The sequence below is a fragment of the Amycolatopsis dendrobii genome (assembly GCF_014145675.1).
Classification (GTDB): Bacteria; Actinomycetota; Actinomycetes; order Mycobacteriales; family Pseudonocardiaceae; genus Amycolatopsis; species Amycolatopsis dendrobii.
The window spans coordinates 57,148-67,907 of sequence record NZ_JACGZW010000026.1; the positions used below are offsets into that span (position 1 = coordinate 57,148).

The following is a 10,760-nucleotide window of genomic DNA, read 5'->3' on the forward strand; positions in this document are numbered from 1 at the left end:
CGGTTAGAACCGTGATCAGCACTCACCAGTCCTAAAGCCGCTGCGCCGACTTGGACCCCCGTCGAGCAGCCGCCCGCTGCCAGAAAATAATCCCGAACCCGATAAACCCGAGCGCGATCCCCGCTACGCACGTCTGCACCCACACGCCCTCGCTCGTGAAGAAGAGCACCACGAGCGCGACAAGCCAGAGCGCAGTACCTACGATCACCACCGGCGTCAGGTCGGTGAGCCGCTTCGGCAGGTCCGGCGTGTGCCGCAAGGCAGCCGGAGCGTCCGGTGCACTGGTCGGTTCGTCCACGGTGGCGAGCTTACCCGGACGGAAACAGCGAGACAGGCGGGGAAATGGCGGAGCAGCGCGAGCGGGCGGGGTCCACACTGGACCGCTTCTTCCGGATCAGCGAACGCGGGTCGAGCACCGGGCGGGAGATCCGCGGCGGCGTGGTCACGTTCGTGACGATGGCCTACATCGTGGTCCTCAACCCGCTGATCATCGGCAGTTTCGCGGCCGACACCCCGTCCGCGCACAAGGACGTGCTCGGCCACATCCTCCCGGTGCCGCAGGTCGCGGCGGTGACCGCGCTGGTCGCGGGCGTGCTGACGATCCTGATGGGTCTCGTCGCGAACTATCCGTTCGGCATCGCCACCGGGCTCGGCATCAACAGCCTGCTCGCGGTCACCATCGCACCGCAGATGAGCTGGCCGGAGGCGATGGGCCTGGTGGTCATCGAGGGCGTGATCATCGTCCTGCTCGTGCTCACCGGCTTCCGCACCGCGGTGTTCCGCGCCGTGCCGCCCGCGCTGAAATCCGCGATCGCGGTCGGCATCGGGCTCTTCATCTGCCTGATCGGCCTGGTCGACGCCGGCTTCGTGCGCAGGCTGCCGGACGACGCGCACACCACGGTGCCGGTCGGGCTCGGCATCGGCGGTTCGATCGCCTCGTGGCCGACCGCGGTGTTCGTCGTCGGGTTGCTGCTCACCGCGGTTCTCGTGGCCAAGCGGGTCAAGGGCGCGATCCTGATCGGCGTGCTCGGCTCGACGGTGCTCGCGATCGCGGTCGAAGCGATCGTGAAGGCCGGGCCCTCGAACGGCACCGATCCGAAGGGCTGGAACCTCGGCTACCCGGCGCTGCCGGAGAAGGTCGTCGGCCTCCCGGACCTGTCGCTGGTCGGCGACGTCTCGTTCGGCGCGTGGACCAGGCTCCCGATCATCACCGTCGTCCTGCTCGTCTTCACCCTCGTGCTCGCGGACTTCTTCGACGCCATGGGCACGATGACCGGCCTCGGCAAGGAAGCCGGACTGGTCGGCAAGGACGGGCAGCTGCCGAACGTCGGCAAGGCGCTGTTCGTCGAGGGCCTCGCGGGCGCGGCGGGCGGGTTCGGCTCGGCCAGCTCGAACACGGTGTTCGTGGAATCCGCGTCCGGTATCGCGGAGGGCGCGCGGACCGGTCTGGCGAACGTCGTGACCGGTCTGCTGTTCATCGCCGCGATGTTCCTGACCCCGCTCTACCAGGTCGTGCCGGTCGAGGCGGCCGCGCCGGCGCTGGTCGTGGTCGGCGCGCTGATGATGGCGCAGGTCCGTGACATCGACTTCACCGATTTCAAGATCGCACTGCCCGCGTTCCTGACCATCGTGGTCATGCCGTTCACCTACTCGATCGCCAACGGCATCGGCGCCGGATTCGTGAGCTACGTGGTGATCCAGGCGGTCACCGGCAAGGCCAGGAAGGTGCACCCGCTGATGTGGGTGATCGCGGTGGCGTTCGTCGCGTACTTCGCCGTCGGGCCGATCCAGGCGGCACTCAGCTGACCGGAGTAGACCGGAGCCGCAGGTCGTGAGGTATGCTAACTATATGTCCGGCGACCCGCACGAGCGTTCACTGGCGAGCCGCTTGCGTCTCGCGGTGGTGCGGCTCAACCGCAGGCTCCGGGCACAGCGGGTGGCTGACGACGTGTCGCTCACGCAGATCGCGGCGTTGTCCACCCTGCACAAGTGCGGCCCGCTGACCCCCGGTCAGCTCGCCGCGAAGGAAGGCGTCCAGCCGCCCTCGATGACGAGGGTCATCGCCGCGCTCGAGGAGATGGGGTTCGTCGAGCGCAGGCCGCACCCGACCGACGGCCGCCAGGCCATCGTCGAGCTGTCCGACGACGGGCTCACGTTCGTGCGCAAGGCCATCTCGGTGCGGGAGGCGTGGCTGGACCGGCAACTGGCCGAACTCGGCGAGGAAGAGCTCGAAGTGCTCTCCCGAGCCGCGGAGATCATCGACAGGATGGCGGGGAACTAGCACAGGTGACCACCACGGGTAGCGAAACAGGATGTCCGGCCCAATCCACTGCTACCCGGGACACGGCACCGCCGCCGTCCGGTTCCGCCCCGCCCGGCCCGTCTTCCGTCCCGGCCGGGAAATCGTCTTCCGCCGCGGAGCCCGCTGCGGAATCCCCGGAATCCAAGACCCGCCGCACGATGTTCTCATCGCTGCGCGTGCGGAACTACCGGCTGTTCTTCAGCGGCCAGGTCATCTCGAACATCGGCACCTGGATGCAGCGCATCGCACAGGACTGGCTGGTGTTCACCCTGTCCGGCAACGACCCGGTGGCGCTCGGCGTCGCGGTCGCGCTGCAGTTCATCCCGACGCTGCTGCTGTCGCTGTGGGCGGGCGTACTCGCCGACCGCGTCGACAAGCGCAAGCTGCTCATGCTCATCCAAGCGGCGAACTGCCTGCAAGCCGTGCTGCTCGGCGTGCTCGACCTGACCGGCGTCGCCCAGCTGTGGCACGTCTACCTGCTGTGCGTGATGCTCGGGACGACCTCGGCGATCGAGGTGCCGACGCGGCAGTCGTTCGTCGCGGAGATGGTCGGCCGGGACCAGGTGGCGAACGCGGTCGCGCTCAACTCGTCGATCTTCAACATGGCCCGCATCGTCGGACCGGCCATCGCCGGGTTCGCGATCACCTGGGTCGGCACCGGCTGGCTGTTCATCGCGAATGCGGCGAGCACGCTCGCGGTGATCACCGGGGTCGCGCTGATGAACCCGGCGAAGCTGTTCCGCGGCCCGGCGATCCCGCGGGCCAAGGGCCAGCTGATGGAGGGCCTGCGCTACGTGCGCGGACGGCCGGACCTGGTGACCGTCATGGTGCTGATGTTCTTCGTCAGCACGTTCGGCATCACCTACTTCACGTCGCTGCCGATCGTCGCCGCGAACGTCTTCCACACCCAGGCCGACGGGTACGGCCTGCTGTCGACGCTCGTCGCGGTCGGCACCTTCACCGGCGCGCTGGCGTCCGCGCGGCGCGGCGTGAAAAGCCGTCCCCGGGTGCGGCTGATGCTGGTTTCGGCGGCGCTGCTCGGGGCGTTCGAGTTCATCACCGCGTTCATGCCGACGTACCTGGCGTTCGGGATCGGCTTGATTCCGCTCGGGTTCGCCACGATCACCTTCCTGAACACGGCGAACGCGCTGGTGCAGACGTCGGTGTCGCCGGAGATGCGCGGCCGCGTGATGGGCATCTACGTGCTGGTGCTGATCGGCGGCAACCCGATCGGCGGGCCGATGACCGGCTGGATGGCCGACGCGTTCGGCGGCCGGTCGCCGTTCTACATCGGCGGCGCGGTTTCGGCGGTCGCGGCGGTGGTGTGCGCGGTGGTGCTGATCCGCCGCGGCGGCGTCCGGATGCCCCGGCGGCTCGGCAACGGCCTGCGAATCCTGGTCCGGGAACGGGTCTGACCTGCGGTAATGGCTGGTCTGGGCAGCGGAGACCGCCGAAAGTCTTCACTCGGGAGGGTGAGACTGAGGTCTCCGCTGGGACGGTCTTGCCTCGATTGGTGAGGTTAGGCTAACCTCATACATGTCCGCTTCGTGGTGGGAGCGGCAGTCAGTTCGGGAACGGACAGAGCCCCGCAACCTGGGAACCCCGGGATGCGGGGCTCTGTTCATGGTCACGGGCGGGCCCGGATAGAGCAAGGGCGTCGTGAGTGTTCATGCTGGTTCTAACCGCCATAAACACTCACGAGGTGGTCAGCGCATCGCCGGAGGCCCCCAGCGGATGCTCGCCCGGCCGCACGGGCAGGCGGCGCAGCCGGACGCCGAAGTACACGTGGTACGCCATCCGCACAGCATCGTCGTTCGGCAGCAGCACCTCGTGGCGCACGCCGTCGACCGTCTCGATCAGCCGGTCGCCGGACAGTGTCACGCGGCCTTGGGCAGTCGGGCGGGAGCAGGTCAGGGTCTGCGTGAAGTGCGACTGCGGCGACGTCGACTGCCACCACGCCATCGGCGCGAAGTCCGACAGCTGCCTTGGGCGGCGTTCGAGGCGGTACTCGGGCTTGCCGTCGCGCAGGACGTCCACGTCGCCGTACGGGGCGTCCAGGAGGAGGTATTCGCCCTCTAGATCGCTCTGCGGCTCGACCGCGGACAGTGCGAGCGGCTGCCGGCTGAACTTGCCGAATCCGACGTCGACCAGGTACTGCTCGTCGTCGAGTTGGACGAGGACGGCGGCGTGGTCCAGCGGCGGTCCGGGCACTCCGGCGTCGTTGAAGACGCGAGCCGCGTGCAGCGTCGCGGTGAAGCCCAGCTCTCGCAGCAGGGCGGCGAAAAGACCGTTCAGCTCGTAGCAGAATCCGCCGCGACGGTGGCGCACGAGCTTGTCGAAGAGTGCTTCTTCAGTGAGTTCGATGGGTTCCCCGAGGTGCACGCTGAGGTTCTCGAACGGGACGTGCATCAGGTGCCGCTCCTGCAGCATGCGCAGCGCGGCCAGGTCAGCCGCCGGAGGCACCGGCAGGTCCAGGCGAGCGAGGTAGGCGTCGACGTCCATGGGTTCCACTCTCACACCTCTAGTGCGCTCCAGGTCAAGCGAAATACGGGGCCCGGCCGTTCACCGGCCGGGCTCCCGGGCCTCAGTTGAGCAGGAGGCCGTTGCCGCCGGCGACGGCGTTGTCGAAGCGCTTGCTGATCTCGGCCCAGTTGAAGATGTTCCACAGGGCGTTGACGTAGTCCGGCTTCACGTTCTTGTAGTCGAGATAGAACGCGTGCTCCCACACGTCGACCAGCAGGATCGGCGTGGTCGGCAGGATCAGGTTGTTGTGGTGGTCGCGCAGCTGCTGGGTGATCAGCGTCTTGCCGATCGGGTCCCACGACAGCGCGCCCCACCCGTTGCCCTGGATCGTGGTGGACACGGCGGTGAACTGGGCCTTGAACTTGTCGAACGAGCCGAACGCCTCGTCGATCGCCGCGGCCAGCTCGCCGGTCGGCTTGTCCCCGCCCTCCGGGGAGAGGATCTTCCACCACACGACGTGGTTGGCGTGCCCGGCCAGGTTGAACGCCAGCGTCGTCTCCAGGCCCACGATCGAGCCGAAATCGCCCGCCTCCCGCGCGGCGGCGAGCTTGTCCAGCGTGTCGTTCGCGCCCTTCACATAGGTCGCGTGGTGCTTGCTGTGGTGCAGCTCGTTGATCTCGCCCGAAATGTAGGGCGCGAGTGCGCCGTAGTCGTAGTCGAGTTCGGGCAGCTCGTACCGGGCCATGGGCCCTCCTTCTGGTCGACGCGCGGTTTTGCTTGGCGGCTTCCCGTGCGGGAGCCTTCTGAAACCGAGCGTCGTACTTCAAGCTAGGTGGAGGTCAACCCGCTGTGACCCGGCTCATGCCGCCGGGTCGCGGTACTGCTCGAGGTCGCGGGCCAGTTCGTCGAACACCGCCACGTTGTGCTCGAACGCGACCACGGATTCGTCGATCACCCGGGCGCGGTCGTCCTCGTTCCACGGCGCCTCGTCCAGCTTCGCGCGGTAGCGGTCGCGGAACGCGGGGGCGCTGCCGATCTCGTCGAAGCGGTAGAAGTGCGTGCCCGCCTCGGCGAGGTCGAACTTCTTCTCCAGCAACCGCCGGATGATCTGGCCGCCCGCGATGTCGCCGAGGTAGCGGGTGTAGTGGTGCGCCACGAAGCCGCCGGACCAGCGCGCCGCCTCGGCGATCCGCGCGGTGTAGGCCTCGGTCGAGGCGAGCGGGGCGATCTCGGTGCGCCAGCCGGGGCCGACCAGGCGGGCTAGGTCGCGTTCCAGCGCGGGCAGCCTGCGCAGTTCCTCGAACACGAACTGGCCGCCGACCGGGTCGTTGGCCATCGCGTCGCCAGCGCGTTCGATGGCCTGGTAGATGAAGTAGTACTGGGTGGCCAGCGCCGCGTAGCCCGCCAGTGTCAGTTCGCCGCCGAGCAGCGCGTTCATGTACGTGGAGTGGTTGGCCTTGTCGTGGACCGTCCTCGTGGACGCGCGCAGCTGTCCGGAGAACGGGCTGGCTTCGAGGTCCGCGGTCACCGTCATCAAAGGCCTCCCGACGTTCTTTATGACAAGCTGTCAGAAAGAACTGTAGGCCACGATCCGTACTTAGGCTACCCTAAAATCAGTGGTTTTCACTCGAACCGACCGCCCGCCGGACGAAGCGCACGGCGGCCTCAATGGCGTCTTCGAGCTGGTCAGCGGGCACGTCGATGACCTGACGGCTGCCGAGTGCGGCGGTGATCATCGGGACCACCACGTCGAGATCCTGTGCGGGCCAGCTGCCCGCGTCGACTCCGGCGAGCAGTACTGACCGAAGCTGTTCAATGATCGGATCCGCGTGCGCGCTGATCCGCTGATACGCCGCGGGCGCGAGCGCGGACTCCAGCGCGGTGCCCGGCGGGAGATGGTGTTCGGCCAGCACGCGCAGCTGCAGCCGGACGAACGTGGCCAGCTGGGCGACCGGGTCGCCTTCGGCGTCCACCGCCGCGCGCAGCCGCTCGACATACCGCGCGGCCTCGTCCTCCACGAACGCGACGAGCAGGCTTTCCTTGTCCGGGAAGTGGTTGTACATCGCGGTGCGGCCGAGGCCGGCCTCCGCGGCGACGCCGGCGAGCGTGATCGCGTCGAACCCGCGCTCGTACAGCTGCGCGCGGACGACGTCGAACACTCGTGACCGCACCTCGCGGCGGTGCGCTTCGAGCGAACCGCCCAGCACCTTCGGCACGCGCGCCACCCCCTTCCCGTGCGAAACACTGTAGGGGACCGCGCGAAACGACTCAGCCGTCGAGCGGCCAGGTGTGCACCGGTTCGCCCGCCTCCGAGAGCTCCAGGTAGCGCCGCAGCATCCAGTTGAGCGCGGTTTCGCGGTCGGCACCGCGTTCGTGCGCGCGCAGCACGTAGTCGCGTTGCCAGGCCGCTCCGCTGCGGCGGGCAAGGCAGCGGCGTTCGATGATGCCGAGGTAACGCACGCGGGCTTCGTCAGAGACATCCGAGCGACGCAGGCCCTCGTGCGCCAGCGGCAGCAGTACGCGCAAGGCCAGTTCGTCCGGCGGGATCCAGCCGATGCCGGGCCAGTACAGCTGCGCGTCGAAACCCTTGCGCGCACCCTCGTACAGGTTTTCTTCCGCTGCCTGGAACGACATCTGCGACCAGACCGGCCGGTCCTGCTCCGCGAGCGCGCGCTGGGCGCCGTAGAAAAACGCCGCGTTGGCCACGATGTCGGCGACCGTCGGACCGGCGGGCAGCACGCGGTTTTCGATGCGCAGATGCGGCAGGCCGTCGACGACGTCGTACACCGGCCGGTTCCACCGCCAAATGGTTCCGTTGTGCAGCCGCAGTTCGGAAAGTTTTGGCGCCTGCCCGGATTCGAGCGCTTCGATCGGGTCCTCGAGGTCGGTCTCCGGCAGCAGTCCGGGGAAATAGCGGACGTTTTCCTCGAACAGGTCGAAGATCGACGTGATCCACCGTTCGCCGAACCACACGCGGGGCCGGACGCCCTGGTTTTTCAGCTCCTCCGGCCGGGTGTCGGTGGCCTGCTGGAACAACGGGATCCGGGTTTCGTGCCACAACGCCTTGCCCAGGAGGAAAGGAGAGTTCGAGGCGAGCGCGATCTGGACGCCGGCCAGGCATTGCGCGGCGTTCCAATGCGCCGCGAATTCCTCGGGAGCCACCTGCAGATGCAATTGGACCGAAGTACAGGCGGCCTCCGGGAGAATGGACTCCGCGTAGTGCCGCAGCCGCTCCGGCTGGCCTCCCGGCAATGCCGGACCGTCCATCGCGAGCGCGATCCGCTCGCCGCGGGCGGCGAAGATCTCGTCGTTCAGCGACGAATAGCGCGTTTTGTGGGAAAGCCACTTTTGATCGAAATGCTCGGCTCCCAGCGTCGGCAGAATGCCGATCATGGCCACCGACGAGCCGGTGTGCGCCGCGCTCGCCTGCGCCTTCGCGAGGTAGGAGTGCAGGTCTTCTTCCAGGCGCAGCGCGGAATCCCCGGCGAGCGGGCGCGGCGGCACGTTGAGTTCCAGGTTGTGCTGGCCGAGTTCGGTGGTGAACGAGGCGTCGTCGAGCGCCTCCAGCACGACCGCGTTGGTCATCGACGGGCGCAATTGCCCGTCCACCAGATTCAGTTCGACTTCGAGGCCGATGTTCTTGCGGGGAAAGGAAAAACTTCCGTCGGTGAGCATCCTCGCCAGGGTGTCCAGGCACCGCTGGACCTTCCGGCGGTACCGTCCGCGATCGAGCCGGCCGGGGTGTGCCGAGAGATCCGTACCCATGGTTCGACGCGCTCCTTGGCTGCTGTCCGCAGTGGTCTGGGCGGCTAGTACGCCAGGCAGACCACCGTCGCACAGCGCGGTGCCATGGGCTAGCGGCCAAACTGGTGCTCTCCGTCACCGGGGGTTGACCCAGCGCGTAACTACGCCGTTTGCCCTAAAGCGTGTCGCGCGTTCGGACCAATGGGCACGGGTTCGGCCGGGTGCGAGACTGTCCGATGTGGCTCAACTGATCTTCACCGAGGACCGGGCGCATCCGGGCCTCGACGACTTCCGCGACCTGTCCACAGCGGACCGTCGGCCGGACCGCCCCGGCGGGCGCGGGCTGGTGATCGCCGAGGGAACCGTCGTGGTCGGACGGCTGCTCGCTTCGCGCTATCCGGTGCGAGCGCTGCTCGGCGTGGAGAGACGGCTGCGGGAATTGGAAGACGAACTCGCGGACGTCGACGTGCCCGCGTATGTGACGTCGGCGGAGACGATGGCCGAGGTCGTCGGTTTCCATCTCAATCGCGGCGTGCTCGCGGTCGCGGATCGCCCGGAACCGCCGACGGTCTCCCAAATCGTGGACAGCGCACAGGTTTTGGCGGTGCTGGAAGGTGTCGGCGATCACGAAAACCTCGGCGCGCTTTTCCGCAATGCCGCCGCGCTCGGCGTCGGCGGGATATTGCTCGGTCCAGGTTGTTCGGATCCGCTTTACCGGCGCAGTGTGCGCGTTTCGATGGGACACGTGCTGCGCGTCCCGTTCGCGACTTTCGACAGCTGGCCTGGCGGCTTGGATGTGCTGCGGGCACGGGGTTTCACCGTGGCCGCGCTCACGCCGAGGGCGGATTCGGTGCCGCTGCGCGGATTGCGCGAAAAGGTGCCGGGCCCGATCGCGTTGCTGCTCGGCGCCGAGGGCCCGGGGCTGACGGACGAGGCGATCGAGGCCGCGGACGTCGCGGTCCGCGTGGAAATGGTGTCCGGCGTCGACTCGCTGAACGTCGCCACGGCCGCGGCGATCGCGTTCCACGAGGTCTCGGCGGGGGTCGCCCCACTAGAGTGACCCCCGGCACGTTTTTTGCGGGGAGGGGCACGATGGAGCTGCGCATCCGCGGCGAGCAGGCGGTGCTCGCCGGGCCGGGCGGCGAGCACGCACGAGAGGTCGACCCGCGCCGGCTCGCGATCGGAGCCGACCTGGCGCAAGCACTGCACGAGTGGGCGCGCGTGGCCTCGGCGCTGGCGCGCTCCGACTCGGACGTCGACGTCGCCGGTTCGGTCGTGTCGCAGCGCGGGCGTCAACTCGCCGCGCGACTGGCCGCGGTGATGGGCACCGAGGTGCGCTTCGTCGACCCGGTGACGGGCGTGGAGACGGTGGTCGAACCGCCGCCGCGGCCGGACCAGCCCGCGCGGGTCCAGACCCCGGAGGAACCGACGCCTTGGCTCACCGGCCTGACCGTCTCGGTGTTCGCGGCCGCGGTGGTGGTCGTGGCGATGCTCGCGTTGGCCACCACGCTCGCACGCGAGACGAGTGCGTGGCTGGCGCTGATCGCGTCGCTGGTGGTCACCGGCGGGGTCGCGCCGTCCCTGTGGCTAGGCCGGAACGTGCCGATCCTGCGCTGGGCGGTGTACGGCGCGGGCGGCGGTCTGGCACTCGCGTGGATCGGTGTGCTGGCCACGGTGTTCTGACTCGCGGATACTGACGCGATGGCTCCGCTCGACCAGCTGCGCGCCCTCTGCCTCGCCCTGCCCGAAGCCACCGAACGCCTCAGCCACGGCGAACCGACGTGGTTCGTCCGCGGCCGCAAGACATTCGCGATGTTCGCTGACCGGCACCACGACGACAAGCTCGCGTTCTGGTGTCCCGCGCCGCCCGGCGTGCAGGAGGAACTGGTGCGCACCGAGCCCGAGCGATTCTTCTGGCCGCCCTACGTCGGAGTGCACGGATGGCTCGGCGTACGGCTCGACGTGGACGTCGACTGGGTCGAGGTGGACCAGATCGTGCGCGAGGCCTACCGGCATGTTGCCCCAAAGAAACTGGCCGCTCTGCTGGACGCCTGACCCCGGCTGGCCCGCCGGTGCTCCGCTACCGGAGCGAAGTCACCGCGGCCCGTCTCGCCAGCAGGTGCTTCGCATCGCCCTGGCGAGCAGCAGCCCACCGCAAACCGCTACCGAGAACGCCCCAATGTGGCATTGGGTGCGTGGGATGCACCGAATGCCACGTTGGGTGCGTGGGATGCACCGAATGCCACGTTGG

Annotated in this window: 12 protein-coding genes; 6 read left to right on the forward strand and 6 right to left on the reverse strand. The window is 68.5% G+C overall.

Features of this window, described 5'->3' with window-relative positions; translation table 11 throughout:
- Nucleotides 1-31: 31 nt before the first annotated feature.
- Nucleotides 32-259 carry a DUF2530 domain-containing protein gene (locus tag H4281_RS43785; protein ID WP_182896749.1) on the reverse strand — a complete coding sequence of 76 codons (228 nt, stop codon included), beginning with the start codon at nt 257-259 and terminating at the stop codon, nt 32-34.
- An 83-nt stretch (nt 260-342) separates the two neighbouring features.
- Here H4281_RS43785 and H4281_RS43790 point away from each other — a divergent pair, with 83 nt between their 5' ends.
- The 3 genes from H4281_RS43790 to H4281_RS43800 all read left to right on the forward strand — a co-directional run bounded on the left by H4281_RS43790 (nt 343) and on the right by H4281_RS43800 (nt 3,717).
- Nucleotides 343-1,806, forward strand: a complete 1,464-nt coding sequence (locus H4281_RS43790) for an NCS2 family permease (RefSeq protein WP_182896734.1) — start codon at nt 343-345, stop codon at nt 1,804-1,806.
- Nucleotides 1,807-1,849: 43 nt separating this feature from the next.
- A complete protein-coding gene (locus tag H4281_RS43795; RefSeq protein ID WP_037807762.1) occupies nt 1,850-2,281 on the forward strand; it encodes a MarR family winged helix-turn-helix transcriptional regulator in 432 nt (143 codons plus the stop codon).
- 179 nt (nt 2,282-2,460) lie between these two features.
- Nucleotides 2,461-3,717, forward strand: coding sequence for an MFS transporter (locus H4281_RS43800; RefSeq protein ID WP_182896735.1), 1,257 nt, complete (start codon nt 2,461-2,463; stop codon nt 3,715-3,717).
- Between the two features lie 280 nt (nt 3,718-3,997).
- Here H4281_RS43800 and H4281_RS43805 read toward each other — a convergent pair whose 3' ends face one another.
- The 5 genes from H4281_RS43805 to H4281_RS43825 form a co-directional block, all read right to left on the reverse strand.
- Complete coding sequence (locus tag H4281_RS43805) at nt 3,998-4,804, reverse strand: arylamine N-acetyltransferase family protein (RefSeq protein ID WP_182896736.1); 807 nt, start codon at nt 4,802-4,804, stop codon at nt 3,998-4,000.
- 82 nt (nt 4,805-4,886) lie between these two features.
- The gene (locus H4281_RS43810) at nt 4,887-5,510 is read right to left on the reverse strand and encodes a superoxide dismutase (RefSeq protein ID WP_182896737.1); all 624 of its coding nucleotides are present in this window, start codon (nt 5,508-5,510) and stop codon (nt 4,887-4,889) included.
- A gap of 114 nt (nt 5,511-5,624) precedes the next feature.
- Nucleotides 5,625-6,299, reverse strand: a complete 675-nt coding sequence (locus tag H4281_RS43815) for a biliverdin-producing heme oxygenase (RefSeq protein WP_182896738.1) — start codon at nt 6,297-6,299, stop codon at nt 5,625-5,627.
- 79 nt (nt 6,300-6,378) lie between these two features.
- Nucleotides 6,379-6,981, reverse strand: a complete 603-nt coding sequence (locus tag H4281_RS43820; protein ID WP_182896739.1) for a TetR/AcrR family transcriptional regulator — start codon at nt 6,979-6,981, stop codon at nt 6,379-6,381.
- 52 nt (nt 6,982-7,033) lie between these two features.
- Nucleotides 7,034-8,530, reverse strand: coding sequence for a glutamate-cysteine ligase family protein (locus H4281_RS43825; protein WP_182896740.1), 1,497 nt, complete (start codon nt 8,528-8,530; stop codon nt 7,034-7,036).
- Between the two features lie 217 nt (nt 8,531-8,747).
- Here H4281_RS43825 and H4281_RS43830 point away from each other — a divergent pair, with 217 nt between their 5' ends.
- The 3 genes from H4281_RS43830 to H4281_RS43840 are packed head-to-tail and all read left to right on the forward strand — an operon-like array spanning nt 8,748 to nt 10,564.
- Nucleotides 8,748-9,569, forward strand: a complete 822-nt coding sequence (locus H4281_RS43830; RefSeq protein WP_182896741.1) for a TrmH family RNA methyltransferase — start codon at nt 8,748-8,750, stop codon at nt 9,567-9,569.
- 32 nt (nt 9,570-9,601) lie between these two features.
- Nucleotides 9,602-10,192 (forward strand): DUF2537 domain-containing protein, encoded by a 591-nt coding sequence (locus H4281_RS43835; protein WP_182896742.1) that lies wholly within the window; start codon nt 9,602-9,604, stop codon nt 10,190-10,192.
- An 18-nt stretch (nt 10,193-10,210) separates the two neighbouring features.
- The gene (locus tag H4281_RS43840; RefSeq protein WP_182896743.1) at nt 10,211-10,564 is read left to right on the forward strand and encodes an MmcQ/YjbR family DNA-binding protein; all 354 of its coding nucleotides are present in this window, start codon (nt 10,211-10,213) and stop codon (nt 10,562-10,564) included.
- Nucleotides 10,565-10,760: the final 196 nt, after the last annotated feature.

Coding starts and splice junctions, on each gene's coding strand:
- H4281_RS43790 (WP_182896734.1), top strand. CDS start 343: ATGGCGGAGCAGCGCGAGCGGGCGGGGTCCACACTGGACCGCTTCTTC.
- H4281_RS43795 (WP_037807762.1), top strand. CDS start 1,850: ATGTCCGGCGACCCGCACGAGCGTTCACTGGCGAGCCGCTTGCGTCTC.
- H4281_RS43800 (WP_182896735.1), top strand. CDS start 2,461: ATGTTCTCATCGCTGCGCGTGCGGAACTACCGGCTGTTCTTCAGCGGC.
- H4281_RS43805 (WP_182896736.1), bottom strand. CDS start 4,804: ATGGACGTCGACGCCTACCTCGCTCGCCTGGACCTGCCGGTGCCTCCG.
- H4281_RS43810 (WP_182896737.1), bottom strand. CDS start 5,510: ATGGCCCGGTACGAGCTGCCCGAACTCGACTACGACTACGGCGCACTC.
- H4281_RS43815 (WP_182896738.1), bottom strand. CDS start 6,299: ATGACGGTGACCGCGGACCTCGAAGCCAGCCCGTTCTCCGGACAGCTG.
- H4281_RS43825 (WP_182896740.1), bottom strand. CDS start 8,530: ATGGGTACGGATCTCTCGGCACACCCCGGCCGGCTCGATCGCGGACGG.
- H4281_RS43835 (WP_182896742.1), top strand. CDS start 9,602: ATGGAGCTGCGCATCCGCGGCGAGCAGGCGGTGCTCGCCGGGCCGGGC.
- H4281_RS43840 (WP_182896743.1), top strand. CDS start 10,211: ATGGCTCCGCTCGACCAGCTGCGCGCCCTCTGCCTCGCCCTGCCCGAA.